General features: G+C 67.2%; 13 protein-coding genes and 2 pseudogenes. 9 read left to right on the top strand and 6 right to left on the bottom strand.

Going from position 1 to position 17,255, the window contains the following annotated elements:
- The 4 genes from CCN51_RS08315 to CCN51_RS08330 form a co-directional block, all read right to left on the bottom strand.
- A partial coding sequence (locus tag CCN51_RS08315; protein ID WP_425444750.1) for an acyltransferase occupies positions 1 to 505 on the bottom strand: 505 nt, incomplete at its 3' end.
- A 67-nt stretch (positions 506 to 572) separates the two neighbouring features.
- Entirely contained in the window at positions 573 to 1,490 is a 918-nt protein-coding gene (locus CCN51_RS08320; protein ID WP_014181153.1) for a carbohydrate ABC transporter permease, read from the bottom strand.
- 14 nt (positions 1,491 to 1,504) lie between these two features.
- Positions 1,505 to 2,446, bottom strand: a complete 942-nt coding sequence (locus CCN51_RS08325; RefSeq protein ID WP_014181154.1) for a carbohydrate ABC transporter permease — start codon at positions 2,444 to 2,446, stop codon at positions 1,505 to 1,507.
- A gap of 4 nt (positions 2,447 to 2,450) precedes the next feature.
- The gene (locus tag CCN51_RS08330) at positions 2,451 to 3,620 is read right to left on the bottom strand and encodes an ABC transporter substrate-binding protein (protein ID WP_158104653.1); all 1,170 of its coding nucleotides are present in this window, start codon (positions 3,618 to 3,620) and stop codon (positions 2,451 to 2,453) included.
- Between the two features lie 536 nt (positions 3,621 to 4,156).
- On the opposite strand from CCN51_RS08330, the gene CCN51_RS08335 reads away from it, so the two are divergent.
- The 3 genes from CCN51_RS08335 (at position 4,157) to CCN51_RS57060 (ending at position 6,930) form a co-directional block, all read left to right on the top strand.
- Entirely contained in the window at positions 4,157 to 5,299 is a 1,143-nt protein-coding gene (locus CCN51_RS08335) for a substrate-binding domain-containing protein (RefSeq protein WP_014181156.1), read from the top strand.
- Positions 5,296 to 6,300: a hydroxyacid dehydrogenase gene (locus CCN51_RS08340; RefSeq protein WP_014181157.1), complete on the top strand. Its 1,005-nt coding sequence runs from the start codon at positions 5,296 to 5,298 to the stop codon at positions 6,298 to 6,300. The genes CCN51_RS08335 and CCN51_RS08340 overlap by 4 nt, the downstream gene beginning before the upstream one ends.
- 393 nt (positions 6,301 to 6,693) lie before the next feature.
- Complete coding sequence (locus CCN51_RS57060; RefSeq protein ID WP_342749362.1) at positions 6,694 to 6,930, top strand: integrase core domain-containing protein; 237 nt, start codon at positions 6,694 to 6,696, stop codon at positions 6,928 to 6,930.
- Here the strand turns inward: CCN51_RS57060 and CCN51_RS57065 are convergent.
- Both CCN51_RS57065 and CCN51_RS08355 read right to left on the bottom strand, forming a co-directional pair.
- Positions 6,816 to 7,706 (bottom strand): annotated as a pseudogene (locus CCN51_RS57065) (aminomethyl transferase family protein); the annotation flags it as partial. The gene CCN51_RS57060 and the pseudogene CCN51_RS57065 sit on opposite strands and share 115 nt — an antisense overlap.
- 257 nt (positions 7,707 to 7,963) lie before the next feature.
- Complete coding sequence (locus CCN51_RS08355; protein WP_014181161.1) at positions 7,964 to 9,601, bottom strand: DHA2 family efflux MFS transporter permease subunit; 1,638 nt, start codon at positions 9,599 to 9,601, stop codon at positions 7,964 to 7,966.
- 287 nt (positions 9,602 to 9,888) lie between these two features.
- On the opposite strand from CCN51_RS08355, the gene CCN51_RS08360 reads away from it, so the two are divergent.
- From CCN51_RS08360 to CCN51_RS08385, 6 genes and pseudogenes are all read left to right on the top strand, one after another.
- Entirely contained in the window at positions 9,889 to 10,866 is a 978-nt protein-coding gene (locus CCN51_RS08360) for an Lrp/AsnC family transcriptional regulator (RefSeq protein WP_014181162.1), read from the top strand.
- Positions 10,867 to 11,486: 620 nt separating this feature from the next.
- Positions 11,487 to 12,586: pseudogene (locus CCN51_RS08365) on the top strand (IS110 family RNA-guided transposase).
- Positions 12,587 to 12,848: 262 nt separating this feature from the next.
- On the top strand, positions 12,849 to 13,547 hold the full coding sequence (locus tag CCN51_RS08370) for a GntR family transcriptional regulator (RefSeq protein WP_014181165.1): 699 nt from the start codon (positions 12,849 to 12,851) through the stop codon (positions 13,545 to 13,547).
- A gap of 401 nt (positions 13,548 to 13,948) precedes the next feature.
- Positions 13,949 to 14,797, top strand: coding sequence for a fumarylacetoacetate hydrolase family protein (locus CCN51_RS08375; protein WP_014181166.1), 849 nt, complete (start codon positions 13,949 to 13,951; stop codon positions 14,795 to 14,797).
- A 46-nt stretch (positions 14,798 to 14,843) separates the two neighbouring features.
- On the top strand, positions 14,844 to 15,626 hold the full coding sequence (locus CCN51_RS08380; protein WP_014181167.1) for an SDR family oxidoreductase: 783 nt from the start codon (positions 14,844 to 14,846) through the stop codon (positions 15,624 to 15,626).
- 161 nt (positions 15,627 to 15,787) lie between these two features.
- On the top strand, positions 15,788 to 17,218 hold the full coding sequence (locus CCN51_RS08385; RefSeq protein ID WP_086013693.1) for an APC family permease: 1,431 nt from the start codon (positions 15,788 to 15,790) through the stop codon (positions 17,216 to 17,218).
- Positions 17,219 to 17,255: the final 37 nt, after the last annotated feature.

The raw sequence follows: 17,255 nt of genomic DNA on the forward strand, positions 1-17,255 counted from the left end.
CGACGGCGCCGTCGCCGACAGTGATGCCGTCCAAGACCACGACGTGCGAACCGATCCACACGTCGTTGCCGATGCGGATGCCCTGCGAGGTGACCGGCTGCTTGAACACTTCGGTGTCGGGGTCTTCGAAGCCGTGGTTGAAGGCCAGTAGCGAGGTGTGCGCGCCGATCCGCACGGCGTCGCCGAGAACGATGTCGCCCCGCACTACGGCGTAGGGATTGATGGTGCAATCGCGTCCGGCGTGCAACGTGCCGGTCACGTAGGCGCCCGCTGCGATGTAGCTACGTGGCCCCAGCTCCAGGCCGTCGTTCTGCACTGCCGCCAGCGGGGACAGGAAGCAGTCCTCGCCGAAGCGGTACGAACGGTTGGTCTGGCACAGGGAGTTCTGGTGCTGGCCTTGCTGGGTGCGGTCGTCGTCGGTGGCCTGCGTCCAGTAGTGCCAGGGGGAGTAGTCGAACAGATCGGGGCCCGGCGGCGGACCGTCCGGGTTGTGACGTTCGCTCATGTCATCCGTTCCGAAAGAGAACTGTTGGGGGTGGCCTGCGCCCGGTGGGTTGCCGTGTCGACGCGGGCTATTTGAGGCCGGTGGTGGCGATGCCCTTCACCAGGTACTTCTGTCCGGCGATGAAGAAGCCGACGACTGGTGCCAGGGAGACCACCGACATGGCGAACATCTGGCCCCAAGAGCTGGTGCCCTGGGAGTCCATGAACTGCCGCAGCGCCAGCGGGACGGTGTAGAGGCGGCTGTCGGTCAGGTACAGCAGCGGGGAGAAGAACTCGTTCCAGGTGGTGATGAAGGTGAAGATGCCGGTCGTGGCGAAGGCGGGCATGCACAGCGGCACCACGATGCGCCAGAAGATGCGGAACGGGCCGCACCCGTCGATCCGGGCGGCTTCGTCCAGCTCGCGGGGCAGTGCCCGCATGAACTGCACCATCAGGAAGACGAAGAAGGCGTTGCCCGCGGTGAAGTTCGGGACGAGCAGTGGCCAGTAGGTGTTCAGCAGGCCGAGTTTCGAGAAGAGGATGTACTGCGGTACGAGCAGTACGTGGGCCGGAAGCATCAGCGTGCCCATCATCATCGCGAAGAACAGTTTGCGGCCGCGGAACTGCATGCGGGCGAATGCGTAGGCCGCCATGCTGCAGGAGACCAGGTTGCCCGCGATGGCCAGGGCGGTGAGCAGCAGCGAGTTGACCAGATAGAGGCCGAAGGAGTGGTCCAGGGCGTTCCAGCCCTTGGTGTAGTGGCTGAAGTCGAAGTGTGACGGCCATAGGCTCAGGTCGCTGAAGATCTCGTCGTCCGGCTTCACCGAGCTGGAGACCAGCCACAGCAGCGGATAGATCATCACGGCTCCGACCAGACACAGCAACAGGTGTCGGCTGAACCGCTTCCAGGGCGTGGAGCCCACGGTCTCGATGTGGTCGTCGCTGTGTTCGCCCGGGCTGTCGGCTCCGCTGGTCTGTGGCTCGAGGGGAGTGGTGGTGGCGCTCATGTGTACTCCGTGGCCTAGTCGTTCTCGTAGAAGACCCAGTAGCGCTGGGCGATGAAGTTGAGGGCGGTGAACGCGGCGACGATGACCAGCAGCAGCCAGGCCATGGCGGAGGCGTAGCCCATGTTGAACGAGGTGAAGCCCTGCTGGTACAGGTACACGTTGTAGAAGAGAGTCGAGTCCGCCGGCCCTCCGGAACCGTTGCTGAACACGTAGCCCTGAGTGAAGGTCTGCAGCGAACCGATGAGGGACAGCACGAGGTTGAAGAAGATCACCGGGGTGATCAGCGGGAGCGTCACCGAGCGGAACTGGCGCCACTTGCCGGCGCCGTCGATCGCCGCGGCCTCGTAGTAGGAGACCGGGACCTGCTTGAGCGCGGCCAGGAAGATGACCATCGGCGCGCCGAAGGTCCACACATGCAGCCCGATCAGCACGCTCAACGAGGTGTCCGGGTCCGACGTCCAGGATGGGCCGTGGATGCCGAACAGCTCCAGGAACTTGTTCACTGCACCGTTGCTGCCGAAGATGGCCCGCCACAGCATGACGACGGCGACGCTGCTGCCCAGCAGCGAGGGCAGGTAGAAGACGGCGCGGTAGACCGGCAGCCCCTTCACACCGCTCTTGAGGAGCATCGCCACGCCCAGGGCGACCGCCAGGGACAGCGGAACGGAGACGAAGGTGTAGACAAAGGTGACCATCAGCGAGTGGTGCAGCCGCTCGTCTGCGAACAATTCGCGGAAGTTGTCCAGGCCGACCCACTTGGCGGGCGTGAGTAGGTCGTAGTCGGTGAACGCCAGGTACAGCGAGGCGGCGAAGGGCACGACCGTGAAGAGCATGCCGGCGAACCACGGCGTGAGGAACAGGTAGGCGGCCCAGTTCTGGCGCTGTCCGCGCGGCCGTCGGCGCACCGGCTCGGGGCCGCCGAGCAGGGACTGGGAGTGAGGAGAGGACTTCGACACGGGCTCAACCTCCGATGATCGAGCGTGCTTTGCCGAAGAACTCGGCTGCGGCCTTGGACGGTGAGGATTTGCCGAACGCCACCTTGTCGCTGATCGTTCCCAGGGCCAGGAGGAGTTCGGCGCTGCCCTGGGGGTCCGGCGCCGGATCGACGAGGTCGAACTCGGCCAGGCGGAGCGTGTAATCGGATGCGATGCGATCGTCCTTGCCGAGCGTCGAGGCCACCTGGTCGGCCACCGACTTCTTGATCTGGGCACCCCGGCCGACGCCGAGTTCCTTGTTCGCCTTGGTGTTGTTGATCAGGAAGTCGAGAAGTTCGAAGGCCGCGTCGGGCGCCTTCGAGCGGGCGCTGACCGACCAGTGGCCCACCGGCTGCAGCTGGTGGCCGCGCTGATCGGCCTGGCTCTCGCCGGGGAAGAAGCCCATCTTCAGCGCGCCGTGGACGGTGGCATTGAAGGCGGCCAAGCTGTTGGAGGGAATCGGGGCGCTGGCCGCCAGCTTCCTTCCGACGGGGGTCTGTTCGGCGGCCAGCCCCAGCTCCTCGATGTCGTCGGCGCCGGGGATCGCTCCGGCGTCGCGCAGGTCGACCCAGGTCTGGAACCATTCCGCGATGGAGTCCGCGGTGAATGCGATACGTCCTTCGGGGGTCCACAGGTCCAGGCCGCGCTGGCGCAGCCAGACACCCAGGGCGAGGATGTCGTCCATCGTGTAGGTGGCGCCCCAGACCTTCTTCCCGCTGGCGCGGGTGACTTCCGCTGCTGTTTCCTTGAGCGTGTCCCAGTCCCAGGTGTCCAGGTCGGGGACGTCGACTTTGTACTTGGCGAACAGCTCCGTGTTGATGACCCAGGCGTTGGAGGCGACACCGAATGGGACCCCGTACTGGACGTTGCCGATCTTCCCGGCGTTGAGCACGCTCGGGGGGACTCCTTCGATGATGATGACCTGGCCTACGGGCAGGGGCCGCAGCGCCTTGCGGCCGGCGAAGTCGCGCAGTGTTTCCCGGCGCACGGCCAGCAGGTCGGGCGGGTTGCCTCCGGCGAAACGCACGGCGAGCTTGTCGTCGTAGGCGGTTCCCGACTGGTACTCGGTGGACACTTCGAGACCGGTAGACGAGCGGAACAGGTCCAGGGCCTTCTCCGTCATCTGCGCCCGGATGGCGTCGCCCCACCACACCATGTTCACGGTGTGGCCGTCCGAGGCGCCCGAGCGCAGTCCGCCGAAGCGGCTGCAGCCTGTCGCAGCGGCAGTTGCCGCGAGCCCCAGTCCCAGGACGGCCCTACGGCTGACGCCGGGCGACGCGATTGCTGTTCTGCGGCCGGACCGTTGCCCGACCACCCTCATGCGTTCATGGCGCATTGCTTTCGTTCCCCTTCGAATGCGATCGATGTCGCATCTTTCGCGCGGGGCTGGTTGTTGTCTAGGGTGGATGCATGAATCCGTTGGTAACGAAAACGTAATGAAGATGGCGGGCCCGAGGGGAGGACGGGGGACGCTGGATACAGGCTCCCGTGGCTTCAACCATCCCGTCGTGCAGGGGGTTTGCCCCCACCCTTCGTGTCCCGGGCCCGCTGAAGATCTTGGTTGGGGTAGCGACACAGGCCTGCCCGATGAGGTAGCACCTTGTGAGGTCGCACTACTTTCGTTCGAAAGTAAGCAGTCATGAACGTAGGGTTCGGTTGGCAGCCGGCTGCCAACCGAAGAAAGGGAGGGACGTGTTCGCCAACGAGCGCCAAGAGCAGATCCTGCGGCAGGTCCAGGAGCAGGGATCCGTGCGTCTGGCCGTTCTCGCACGGCAGTTCGGCGTCTCGATGGTCACCCTGCGAAGAGACGTCGGCATCCTCGCCGACAGCGGCCTGGTCACCCGGGTCCACGGCGGCATCACCAAGGCCAGCCCGGACGCTGACCTGCCCGTCAAGCAGGTCACCACGGACGCCAGGCAACTGGTGATCGGCATGCTCGTGCCGTCGGTGAACTACTACTACCCTGCCATCATCAAAGGCGCCCGCGACATGGCTGAGCAGCACGGCGCCCGAGTCGTCCTGGGAGTGTCCCGCTACGACATCGACGCGGACCGGGCCCGCGTCAGCCAGCTCATCGACAACGGAGCCTCCGGACTCCTGCTGACACCCAGCCAACACCCAGGCATCATCGAGGAGAAGTGGCTCGAGGCACTGCCCGTACCCACCGTCCTGGTCGAAAGGCACAGCGAACTGGGGCTTGACGTCTCCCACCTGGACACGGTCATCTCTCACCACACCCACGGCGCGTTCATCGGCGCCCGGCACCTGGCCGACCTCGGGCACCGCAAACTCATCCTGGCCACCCGCTCCAGCCCCTCCACAGCCGGCGTGCAGGGCGGATTCCACGCAGCGGTGGAGCGACTAGGCCTGGACGAGCCCATCCTGCTGAGCATCGATCACGACGGCCCCACCGAAGCACAGATCCAGCAGACCATCACTGCACTGCGCGCGGGCGCAACCGGCGCACTCATCCACAATGACGACGACGCACTGATGCTGGTCCAGCACCTGCGCGAAGCCGGACTGAGCGTGCCCGACGACCTGTCCGTGGTGGCATATGACGACGAGGTCGGAGAGCTGAGCGACCCACCCCTGACCACCGTGGCGCCGCTGAAGGAAATGGTGGGCCGACGAGCCGCCGATCTGCTCATCCAGCGGCTGACAGGCCCATACGACACCCCCGTCGAACACACTCTGCTGCTCCCCGAGTTGCGCGTGCGCGCCTCCACCGCCCCCTGCACTGACCGCCACGCCATCCGCCACCGGGCCCGAAACCACAGGCCGCCCCGGCCCACACGACCCGAGCCACACGCACGCACGAAGAAGGAAGAATGACCACCCACGGCACGGGCCGCCGCCCCGTCACTGCCATCGCCATGGGCGAACACGTCGCCGAACGGCTCATCACCCCCGTCATACGCCGCCGCCTGAACGCCCTGGCCAGCGTGCGCCCCGGACACACTGTCACCGAGTTCGACACCGTCGATCTCTCCGACGTCGAAGTCCTTTTCACCTGCTGGCACTGCCCGCCCATCACCGCACAAGTTCTGGACCGGGCACCCCGCCTCCGCGCCGTCATCCACGCCGCCGGCACCGTCAAGGACCACATCACCGACGCCTGCTGGCAGCGCGGCATCACCGTCACGTCGGCTGCCGCCGCCAACGCCGAACCGGTAGCCGAGTTCACCCTCGCCGCGATCCTCTTCGCCGGGAAACGCGTGGTCGACATCGCCCGCACCTACCAAGCCACCCGCAGGGACCACGCCTGGGACACGCGCTATCCAGATCTGGGCAACTACCAGCGCACCATAGGCATCGTCGGAGCCTCACGTATCGGCCGCCGCGTGGTCGAACTCCTGGAGCCGTTCTCCTTCAACGTCCTGGTCTACGACCCGTATCTCGCCGGCGACCTCCCTGGAGCCCGCACGAGCGACCTGGACGAACTCGTCGCCTCCAGCCACATCGTCTCCCTCCACGCCCCGGACCTGCCCGAAACCCGGCACATGATCGACGCCACCCGGCTAGCCGCCATGCGTGACGGTGCCACCCTCATCAATACGGCCCGCGCCGCCCTGGTCGACCAGAAAGCCCTCACCGCCGAACTGCTGACCGGCCGACTTCACGCCGTGCTCGATCACACCGCGCCGGAAGTCCTGCCCCCCGACTCCCCGCTGTACGGCCTGCCGAACGCCGTGGTTACCCCTCACATCGCGGGCTCGATCGGCAACGAACTCGCCCGCATGGCGCACCTGGCCCTCGACGAATTGGACCGCTACGCTCACGGCATCCCTCTGCAGCACCGCGTCGACCCCCACGCCCTGCTGCGCACCGCCTGAACCGTCCCGCCGAAACAACTTACGGAGATCCTCAAGAGGGCGGGGATCGACCCCGCGCCCCAGCGCACGGACCTTTCCTGGTCCGCCTTCCTCAAAGCCCAGGCCTCCGCCATCGTGGCCACCGATCTGTTCCATGTCGACACGGTCTTCCTGCGTCGCTGGTTCGTGCTGTTCTTCATCGACCACGGCACCCGACGCGTGCACCTCACCGGCGCCACGCGCAACCCGACCGGCCTCTGGATCGCCCAGCAAGCCCGCAACTACCTCATGGACCTCGGTGACCGCGCAGAGTCGATCAAGTTCCTCATCCGGGACCGAGGCGCCTACATCACCGACAGCTTCGACGCCGTCTTCCAGGCGGCCTGCATACGCGTGGTTCCCACACTGCCCGCCGTGCCACGGATGAACGCCATCGCGGAACGCTGGATCGGATCATGCCGACGCGAAGCAACCGACCGCGTCCTGATCACCGGCGAGCGCCACCTCCGCCTCGTCATCGGCGAGTATGCGGGGCACTACAGGCACCGACCGCACCGATCCCTCGGACAACGGGCACCAGACGGAAGAATCCGGCACCCACAGGCCTCACGGCCGATGAAGTCGTGGTTGAAGGAGATCGCCTTGCCGTAGCCCAGTTCGTAGGGCGAGCAGTAGAAGTCCTCGATGCTCTCGGAGAAGAGGCTCCCGTGCAGCGGCTGCTGCCCCTCGATCCCGTACAGAGGGAGGTAGGTGCGATAGTCGGCCAGAGCCGGGTCGGTGTAGATGGCAGGCGTCGGTGTCGCGATCCAGGCGCTCTCCATACTCGCGGTCGGATAGGCGAGCGCCCCGACGTGGACGAGGCCGAACTGCTCGCCGACGGTCATCAGCTCTTCCTTCACCGCCTTCGCGTGCTGCCACTCACCGACGAACTCGAAGCCGGGCTGGCCCGCCATGCCGTGGCGCAGTGCGCGGAAGGCCATCGCGTTCAGCGACACCGGGGAGGAGTGGAAGAACTTTGTCGACGGGATCGGCCCGCCGAAGACCTCCGCCACCAGAGCGCTCGCCAACGGCCCCTGGACCTGGTGGCGGAAGAGCGTCGGGTCGCCCTCCGTGCGGAACGCCGAGGAGGGGGCGGTGACGAACGTGACGTCGTACCCGCTCTTCTGGGCCCGGTACTTGACCCAGTTCTGCGCGGCGGGGACACCGCTGAGCGTGTACGTCTGCTCCGCGTCGCGCATCAGGATGCCGTCCGTGACGATGTTGCCGTCCTGCACCACGGGGACGAACTGCTTGGCCTGGCCGATCGCGAACCTCTTGTAGTTGTTCGCGCTCACCGCCGCCAACAGGCGGGTGGCGTCGGGTCCTTCGACGCACGTGTCGGACGTGTGGTGGGACAGGTCCGAGATCGTCGCACCGGTGTGCCACGCGTCCTGCTCCTGCCGTCACCCCGCGTATTCGGGCTCGATGACCTCCGGAGTCCACGGCGTGGGTTCCGGCTTCCACAGCAGCTTTACGGGCGAGCCCGCCTGGTCGATGCCGTCCTGGAGACTGGGTGCTGTCACGGGTATGTCCCTCTCACTTTCGCCTGTCAGCGAGACGTGGCTCAGGCATGTGCTGGTGTGCGACTCGTCGTAACCAGTGCGGGTGACGGCCTGACGATCTTTCGCCGTCGTCGCCCGTGTCACTACGTCTGCGTTCGGCCCTCTCCCGGGGCGGTCAGAACCGCGCCCGCGGACGTGGCGGACGGGGCATGGCCCGAAGCGTTCGTGGCAGCCGTGACTGTGGCGGTTGCCGCCTTCCGCGGGGTGCGCAGCAAGATCACGGAGACCAGGGCGGCGAGCAGGGCGAGGGCCGCGGCCACGATCAGGCACAGGCGGAGGCCATCGAGGAAGGCATCGCCCACGGCGCCCAGAGCCTGGCCGGTGCTGCCGCCCAGGTTCATCTGGGCGACTGCGCCAAGGCCGCCCGTATGCGCGGTCTCCACGATGCTCTGCCGTGTTGCCTCCGTGACCCCGGCGTCGGCGAGGTGACCGGGGAACGTGTCGAGGGCCCTGGCGGTGAGCAGCGCACCCAGGACGGCCGGGCCGAGGGCCCCGCCGACCTGCCGGAAGGCGTTGTTGCCGGCCGCGGCCATGCCGGCCAGATGGTGGGGCACGGAGGCGACCGCGGTGGCGGTCATGGGTGTCAGGACGCCGCCCATCCCCAGACCCAGCAGGGCCAGCCGCCAGGCGATGGAGGCGAACGAGGTGTCCGCGTCCACGGTGGTCAGCGAGAACAGCGAGCCTGAGACGACAAGCAGACCGACGGTGATCAGCCAGCGGGCGGAAACCCGGTGCATGAGACGTCCGACGGGCTGGCCGGCGACGATGGCCGCCGCGGTGACCATGAGGAGACGCCAGCCCGCCTGGAGGGTGTCGAGCTGCTGCACCAGGCCGAAGTAGAGGCTCAGGAGGAAGAAGAAACCGATCAGTGCCAGGAAGGTGATCATCGCGATGAGCGTGGTGGCCGTGAACGCCGGGCTGCGGAACAGCGTCAGATCCAGCATCGGGCTGTCGCTGCGCCGCTCGGCGAGGACGAAGGCGACACCGCTGACCACGGCGATGAACAGTGCCAGCATGACCTGTACGTCGGTGAAGGAGCCGGCACCGCCTTCGATCACGCCGTAGACCAGCGCGGTGATCGCCAGCGTGGCGGTGATCTGGCCCGGCCAGTCCAGCCGGCGCCCGTGCGGGGCACGCGAGTCGGTCAGTAGTCGCGCGGCGAGGACCATGGCGGTCAGTGAAATGGGGATGGCCAGCAGATAGATCCACCGCCACGCGGCGTGGTCGAGGATCACCCCGGCGATCAGCGGGCCCACGGCCAGCGCCACCAGGAGCGAGGTGGCCCACAGGCCGATGAACTTACCCCGCTCCCGGAAGTCGGGCACCGCGTGGCTGATCAGCGCCAGTGTGGTCGGCAGCAGCGCGGCCGCGCCCAGTCCGGCGAGAGCCTGGCCGATCCACAGGACCTGGATCGACTGGGCGGCCAGCGCGACTGCGGCGCCGACGGCGGAGAACAGCAGACCCGCCTGGAACACCTTCTTGCGCCCGTGGACGTCTCCGAAAACACCGGCGGTCAGGATGAACGCGGCCATGGGCAGGACGAACGCGTCCTGGACCCAAGATAGTTGGGCGGTCGACGCGTCCAGCGCCGCCTGGATGGCGGGCAGACTCACGGCGACGGTGGTCACCGGCAAGTAGGCGACGAACACGCCCAGGCAGGCCATAACGAGCGTGGCAGCCCGCCGGTCGGTCGGCCCGCTCGCCGATGGTGTGACGTTCACGAGAACACTCCTTTGCGGCGCGCCGCGCCGCGGTTGACATCTGGCGAGGATCGGTCCGGCCAAGTGCCGGTTCCTCAGCAGCCGCGACCTGCGAACCGGCGCCGTCCCGCACGTGAGGTTCGGGCCGGGAGGCCCTACCTGTCCTTCGGAGCCTGTCCTTCGGACGAACCCGCGCCCCAGCATCGACGGAGCGGTTCAGTATCAACAAAGAACCAGCTGGAATCGACGAGAAACCGCTACTAAATCCCGCTCGGTGTCATACTTCCGCCGTGACTGACGATATTGACATGCAAATCCTCCGCGCGTTGCAGTACGCCCCGCGAGCTCCGTTCCGGCTCATCGGCGACGTGACCGGGGTTTCGGAGCAGACGGCGGCCCGCCGCTACTACGCCCTTCGCCGCAGTGGGGTGATGCGCGTTGTGGGTCTGGTCAACCCCGCCGTGTACGGAGAGGCACAATGGGTCGCTCGTATCCGCTGCCGCCCCGACCGTGTCGGCCCGCTCGCCGACGCTCTCACCCGGCGGTCCGACATCGCCTACGCCAGCATCGCCTCGGGCGGCTCGGAGATCATCTGCATCATCCGGTCACCGCTCCAGGCTCAGCGCGATGACATGCTGCTGCGGCAGTTGCCCAAGTCCGCTTCCGTGCTCGACGTGAGCATCGACCTGCTCGTCCACCCTTTCGGCAGTCCTGACACAGCCGGCTGGACCGGTTACGGCGGACACCTCACGCCCGAGCAGAAACAACGGCTCACCATCGGCCGTCCCCCCGCCCCGACCGGGCCTCTCCTGCCCCCCACTACCGAGGACACCCCACTCCTCGACGCCCTCGCCGAGGACGGCCGCACTACCCACACTCAGCTCGCCGACCTCACCGGCTGGTCCAAAGGCCGCGTAGCCCGCCGGCTGGAGGCCCTGGAAACGTCCGGCACGCTCTCCTACGACATCGACCTGATTCCCGAACGCCTCGGCCGCCACCTCAACGCCACCCTCTGGCTGCGCGTCGCCCCAACCCATCTGGAGCGCACCGGAAATGAGATCGCCCGCCACGACGAAGTCGCCTTCGCCGGAGCCACCAGTGGCGACCACAACGTGATGGCCATCGTCGCCTGCCGCGACGCCGAGGACTTCTACCGCTACCTGACCACCCGACTCGCCGCCATTCCCGGCATCGACGGCTACGGGGTCAGCATCAGGGTCCGCCGCCTCAAGCAGGCCGCCTCCCTCATCTCCCACGGCCGCCTGGTCCATCCCGCACTCGCGTAGACCCGGCTTCGCGTCGGCCCGCGGTCGGCCACTCCGGATTCCGGCTGGACCCAACGCTGTCTCCCCCATGGCCGGATTGAAGCGCGGGAACCTGAACGCGGGTCGTGAGCCTGAACGTGACAGCCTGAGCACTCACAGCCGCTGTCGGTTCAGTCCCCTGAGTATGGCCCGGACGAAGGCCGCATCAGGGTCGGGCGATTGGTACCAACGTCTGCCGCAGCGCAACAAGGGCGTCCGGGGCCGTCTGAGCATCGTCGTGTGGCTGCTCGCCGCCTGGTGGCAGGCATTGGGCATCTCGTCGCGAGGCTGACGCCTCGTGGTGACGGACGGGGATCTGCGATGAGCCGCTTCAGCGGCATTTGCCAGTAGGTGATCAGAAGGAAGCGTCGACCATGACCTCAGTGGTCCCTACCTTGTTGATCGGGATGAGCGAGCCATTCGAAGGGTTGGCTCACCAGGGGTGTCGGGTGTGGCTCTCAGTGGTCTGCCGTCCGTATGGCTTCGTACGATTCGCCGCCCGACACCCCCCGACGACTCTGCTGCTGATTAGGAACGCTGAGTAGGGACTCGCCAGCGAGGTCGTCTGTGCTGCATGTAAGCAAGCGGCCCGTGGAGAGCGCGTGACAGCGATCTGGGCCGGCATCGACGCCGGCAGGACCCATCATCAGTGTGTGGTGATCGACGACACCGGGAAGCGGCTGCTGTCGCGGCGAGTGGCAAACGACGAGCCGGAACTGTTGAAGCTCCCTGTTGATGTCCTCGCCCTGGGTGACGAGGTCATCTGGGGCATCGACCTGGCCGACGGCGGCGCCGCCTTGCTGATCGATCTGCTTCTCAATCACGGCCAGCACACGCTCTACATCCCGGGCCGAGCCGTCAGCCGTGCCTCCGAGGGCTACCGGGGGCGAAGGCAAGACCGACGCCAGGGACGCCGCGATCATCGCCGACCAGGCCCGGATCCGCCGGGACCTGCAACCCTTGCGGCCGGGCGACGAACTCGTCGCCGAGATCAAGATAGTCACCGGCCATCTCACGAACACCGGCCCGCTGGTCCTGCTGACCGGCTACCTGACGCCAGCCGCCATCCGCAGGATCGGTGCCAGGAGGCTGGAGACCTGGCTGAGCAACCGCAAGGTCCGCGGTGCTGCTCAGCTCGCCGACGGCTCTGGGGGGCTGCCGAGAGCCAGAGCACACCACCGTGACCAGGGAGAAGCCGGCGGCCCAGCTCGTGCACACGCTCGCCAGGGAGGTGATGCGCCTCAACGAGCAGATCGCCGAGACCGACAAGCTCATTGAGGCCCGATTTCGCGAGCACAAACACGCTGAGGTGATCGCGAGCATGCCCGGCATCGGGCCCCTGCTCGGCGCCGAGTTCCTCGCGGCCACCGGCGGCGACATGATGGCTCTCGTCAGTCCGGACCGCCTCGCCGGGTTCGCCGGCGTCGCCCCGGCTCCGCGTGACTCGGGCAAGATCAGTGGCAATCCGCAACGGTACAGACGTTACAGTCGGCGACTCCAGCGCGTCTTCTACACCTCCGCGTTGATCAGCATCCGCTGCTGTGAAGAATCCTGCCGCTTCTACGACCGCAAACGCGCCGAAGGCAAGCGGCACACCCAAGCCGTCCTCGTCCTCGCCCGCCGCCGGGTCAACGTCCTGTGGGCCCTGTTGCGCGACGGACGGTGCTACGAACCCATACCCTCCGTCACGAACGCTGCTTGACAAAGAATCGCACATCCCTGGATATCCCCACCGGATGGTGTCGCCGACGCCTATCTGGCGGAGGGATGAGGACTCTGTCAGGCCGAGGGACGCCGATCGGTCTTCGTCTGTAGGCGAACATTTCCCCTACACGAGATACGATATCTTGCATTCCAGGTGGCGTCGGCTCTGGAGCACAGGCATCGATGGTCGACATCAGCAGACTCAGCTGGCGAAGGGGCGAGCTGCGCAGGCTTTCCGTCCGACATGGCAGAGGACTTTGATGGGCAACGGCACGGCGAGCGACGTCTCGGTCGAGGTCTCGCTGGAGAGGCCCAGGAAGCTGGGCGACATCGTGCTCGACCAGGTGCGCGAGCTGATCGTCGGCAAGCGGCTGCCACCTGGGGAGCGGCTGAGCGAAGCCAAGATCGCCAAGATGCTCGGGGTGAGCAAGACGCCGGTGCGCGAGGCGCTGCTCCAGCTCCGCATGATCGGGCTGGTCTCGATGATCGACGGCAACGCGCATGTCGTCGTCCCTTCGGCGCGCCTGATCCGCGAGGCGTACGAGGTCAGGGCGGGACTGGAGGCGCTGACAGCGCGCCTCGCCGCCGAACGGGCCGCCCCCGATCGGCGGGCGCAGCTCCTGCCGCTGGCCGAGGCATCGCTGCAGGCCGCACGGGACAACGATGCCGCGGCCTTTCGCGGGCTCGACCAGGAGTTTCATCACGCGGTGGCGCTCGCGTCGAACAACGCGACGGCACAGCAGCGCATCGACGAAACCCTGGTGCTGTGCCAGACGCTGCGGCGCCGGGACGTGCTCACCGGCTGGGACTCGCAGCTGTGCGGGCAGGCCCACGTGGCCATCGCCGAGGCGATCAACTCGGGTGACGCCGAGGTCGCGTCCCGAGAGATGTACGGCCACATCAACTACGTGATGGACCGGGTTCTTTCCGCCCTCGCGGGCCAGCAGCAGGGTGCATAGGCGATCGCCCACAGAGACGCCTGACCACTACCCTTCCCGGCCCGGCCGGGAAGGGTAGTCGTATCCGCGTCCGGGATCAGCCCTCCAGACGCCGGCCCAGGAGTCGGGCCCTCCCGTACACCGGTGAAGCAGAATGCGCCCCGGCGCGCCGCCGGGCCACTTGAGGCAGCAGGTCGTGCTGCCCGAGCCTCAACAAACCCGTGCCGCCAGCCTCAACATTGAGGCTCTGACCAGCAGTTTTCGCTGAAACCGTGGCATCGGCGCCGTTCTCCGGCGCATTCTGCCCCGGCGGGTCGTGGTCGGCGTCTCGCCTCCGTTGACAAGTGCGAGATACGAGATACCGTATCTCGCCAGAACGAGATGCGAGATACCGGATCTCGATGTATGCAAGGAGCAGGCGTATGCGACTGGCGAGCATTGTCCGAGAGGGACGACCGGTTCCCGCGGTCGTCGGTGACCGTGGCGTGGCGGCGGTGGAGGACCTCGCGCCTCAGCTGCCGGCGGACGCGATGGCGCTGCTGGACGAGAAGACCTGGAGCGAGGTCACCGCCTCGGCTGAGCGGGCCAGCTCGGAGGTCTTCGCTCCGGCGGACAACGTGGTGTTCACCGCGCCCTACCGCCGGCCCCACAAGATCTGGGGCATCGGGCTCAACTACCGCGACCACGCCGCCGACCTCAGCGAGACCGCGCCGGACCAGCCCGCGTCGTTCATCAAGGGCGACCACACCATCGTCGGCCCCGACGAGCCGATCGTGATTCCGCGGCAGAGTGAGCGCACGACGGTCGAGGCCGAGCTGGGAATCGTGATCGGGCGGTACTGCCGTAACGTCTCAGAGGCGGACGCCCTCGACTACGTCTGGGGTGTGACGACCATTCTGGACCAGACAGCCGAGGACATCCTCCGGCAGAACCCCCGCTTCCTGACCCGGGCCAAGAACTTCCCCACGTTCTTCTGCTTCGGCCCCGAACTCGTCCCCATGGCCGAGGTCCTGGAGCGGTTCGGAGCGCTGGAGGACATCGAGGTGTCCACCGTCGTCAACGGTGACCAGCACCGGACCAACACCGTGGCCAATATGACCCACCGGCCGGCCTCACTGATCAGCTTCCACAGCCAGATGATGCCGCTGTATCCCGGCGACATCATCTCGACCGGCACCCCGGGGGCGATCGTGGTCGCCGACGGCGACCTGGTCGAGGCCGTCATCCCTGGCATCGGGCACCTGAAGTCGACAGTGCGGGCTGAGTCGTAACAGCCAAGCCGACCAACACCGTTCCGTCCTTTCCCAGGAGTTTTTCATGGATCTCAACCTGCAGAACAAGGTCGCGCTGGTCCTCGGCGCCGGAGGCGGCCTCGGCGGTGCGATCGCCGACGCGCTGGCCGCCGAAGGAGCCAAGGTCGCCCTCGCCGACATCAACAAGGAGGCACTGGACGCGGTCCAGGAGCGCGTAGGTGCCCGGACGGCGACGGCCGCCGTCCAGTGGGACCTCGGCGACCTCGACTCGATTCCGGGTCATGTGGCCGCGATCGGCGAGCAGTTGGGCCCGGTGGACGTTCTCGTGAACGTGACCGGCGGCCCGCCGCCCACCCCCGTCGCGGGCCAGGACCGTATGACCTGGTCGCGGTACTTCGACGCGATGGTGCTCTCCGTCATAGGCATCACCGATGCCGTACTGCCAGGTATGCGCGAGCGCGGTTGGGGCCGTGTCATCACCAGCACCTCAAGCGGTGTGATCGCGCCCATCCCCAACCTCGGCCTGTCCAACGCTCTCCGCTCCAGCCTCGTCGGCTGGAGCAAGACGCTGGCGCGCGAGGTCGGCCCGTACGGCATCACCAGCAACATCGTCATCCCCGGCCGGATCGCGACCGGGCGCATCACCCAGCTCGACGAGGCCAAGGCCTCGCGCGAGGGACGTACGGCGGCCGACGTCTCGGCTGAGAGCGTTGCCTCCATCCCGGTCGGCCGCTACGGAACACCCGCCGAGTACGCGGACATGATCGCGTTCCTCGCCAGCCCCCGGGCCGGCTACATCAGCGGCAGCACCATCCGCGTCGACGGCGGACTGATCGCCTCCGTGTGACATCCGTACGACAGCCCAGGCGTAGGCGCACCGCGCCGTAACGACCGGTGCGCTCGCGCCCCCCCTTCGGCCACCCTCACCGAACACCGCCCGACATCTCGCCATGTAGCCCTTCCGCGGCCGACCACCACGACGTCGGCCAGCACGACAAGGACCCCGCCATGCCCCGAAGCGAGCCCATGAGCCCACCCGAGACTGCCGACGGCAGACAGCTCTCCCTGAAGCGAGAGATGGGTCCCGGGCTGCTGTTGCTGTTCATCGTCGGCGACATTCTCGGGACCGGGATCTACGCGCTGACCGGCCAGGTTGCCGGCGAGGTGGGCGGTGCCGCATGGCTGCCCTTCGTCGTCGCGTTCGTGGTTGCGCTGATCACCGCGTGCTCGTACCTCGAACTGGTCACGAAATACCCGCAGGCCGCCGGCGCCGCCCTGTACGCACACAAGGCCTTCGGCAAGCACTTCGTGACCTTCCTGGTGTGCTTCGCCGTCATGTGCTCCGGCATCACCTCCGCGTCGGCGGCCTCGCGGGCCTTCGCCGCGAACCTGGTCGCCGGGTTCGGCCTCGACGTGGGTAACGGCGTCATCCTGCTGATCGCTCTCGGCTTCATGCTCCTTGTCCTCCTCGTCAACCTCCGGGGCGTCGGTGAGAGCATCAAGGTCAACGTGGTGCTGACCGCCGTCGAGATGTCGGGCCTACTGCTCGTTATCCTGATCAGCCTGTTCTTCATATCCGGCGGGGACGCGGACTTCTCCCGCGTGGTCGCCTTCGAGACCTCCGGCGACAAGAGCGTGTTCCTGGCGGTGAGCACCGCGACGTCGCTGGCGTTCTTCGCCATGGTCGGCTTCGAGGACTCGGTCAACATGGCGGAAGAGACCAAGGACCCGGTTCGGATCTTCCCGCGCATGATGTTCACCGGGCTGGGGATAGCCGGGCTCTTCTACGTATTGGTGTCCGTCTGCGCCGTCGCCGTGGTCCCGGTCGGACGGCTCGCCGAGAGCGAGACCCCGCTCGTGACGGTGGTGCAGACGGCCGCCCCCAACTTCCCGATCGCGGATCTGCTGCCGTTCATCTCGATGTTCGCCGTCGCGAACTCCGCACTGATCAACATGCTCATGGCCAGTCGGCTGATCTACGGGATGAGCAGGCAGGGAGTGCTGCCGCGCGCCCTGGCGAAGCTGCATCCGACGCGGCGTACCCCGTGGGCGGCGAGCCTCTGCACTGCCGTCCTGGCCTTCGCCCTCATCACCTTCGTCTCGCTCAACCCGGACAGCCAGGTCGTGGCCCTGCTGGGCGGGACGACCTCGCTCCTCCTGCTCGCGGTCTTCGTGATCGTGAACGTGTCCGTTCTGGTCCTGCGCAAGGACACGGCGGACGTGCGCCATTTCCGGGCAGGCCGCGTCCTCCCCGTCATTGGGGCGATCGTCTGCCTCTACCTGGTCCTGCCCTGGTCGTCCGGGCGCCCTGCCGGCCAGTACCAGATCGCGGGCGTACTGCTGGGACTGGGCGTACTGCTGTGGGCGGTCACCTGGTTTCTCCTCCGGGAGGTGCCCGCCCACCCGGCCGTGGAGGAGGACGAGATCCCCTCGCGCTGAGATCCGTGCGGCCCGCACTGGGCCGTACAGGCCGACT

The organism is Streptomyces milbemycinicus (genome assembly GCF_002154605.1).
Lineage (GTDB): Bacteria > Actinomycetota > Actinomycetes > Streptomycetales > Streptomycetaceae > Streptomyces > Streptomyces milbemycinicus.